Annotated in this window: 1 protein-coding gene and 1 pseudogene; one reads left to right on the plus strand and one right to left on the minus strand. The window is 67.4% G+C overall.

Features of this window, described 5'->3' with window-relative positions; all coding sequences use genetic code 11:
- Positions 1 to 230: pseudogene (locus CCN51_RS52805) on the plus strand (DUF4277 domain-containing protein); the annotation flags it as partial.
- 28 nt (positions 231 to 258) lie between these two features.
- Here the strand turns inward: CCN51_RS52805 and CCN51_RS52810 are convergent.
- Positions 259 to 760 (minus strand): IS30 family transposase (locus tag CCN51_RS52810; protein ID WP_107426342.1); only part of this gene is annotated, 502 nt, incomplete at its 5' end.

The raw sequence follows: 760 nt of genomic DNA on the forward strand, positions 1-760 counted from the left end.
CGCCCGCGCCGTTGGTGCGGGTGGAGGACTGGGCCAGGTGCTGGGCGGTGGAGGAGGTCTTCGGGATCGAGCCCGGTCTGCTCAACGATGATCGTCTGGCCCGGGCGCTGGATGCGATCGCTCCGCACCTGGAGCACATCGCGGGCACGGTTGGGGCGCGGGCGATCGGCGAGTTCGGGGTCGATGTGGCCCGGATGCACTGGGACATGACCAGCATGGGCGGATTCTAGGGATCGTCGCAACACACGATCGGTTGTGTCAGACGGTGAGCAGTTTATGCAGACGCTCGGCTGGGGTTTCCCAGCCGAGCGTTTTGCGTGGGCGGCCGTTGAGCTGGGCGGCAACGGCGTCCAGGTGTTCGCGGCTGTGGACGGACAGGTCGGTTCCCTTCGGGAAGTACTGCCGGAGCAGGCCGTTGGTGTTTTCGTTGGAGCCGCGCTGCCAGGGGCTTGCCGGGTCGCAGAAGTAGACCGGAATGTCCGTGGCGATGGTGTAGCTGTGATGGGCGGCCATTTCGGAGCCCTGGTCCCAGGTCAGGGACCGCTTGAGGTGCGGTGGCAGCCTGTGTGCGGCCTCCGTCAGGGCGTCTCGGACGCTGGCCGCGGTGTGGTCGGTGGGCAGGTGGAGGAGCATCACGTAGCGGGTGCTGCGTTCGACGAGGGTGCCGATCGCCGAGCCGCTGTTTTTGCCGATGATGAGGTCGCCTTCCCAGTGGCCGGGCACGGCTCGGTCGTCTGCTTCGGCTGGGCGGTCGCTGATC

Origin of the sequence: Streptomyces milbemycinicus, from assembly GCF_002154605.1 — a bacterium.
Classification (GTDB): domain Bacteria; phylum Actinomycetota; class Actinomycetes; order Streptomycetales; family Streptomycetaceae; genus Streptomyces; species Streptomyces milbemycinicus.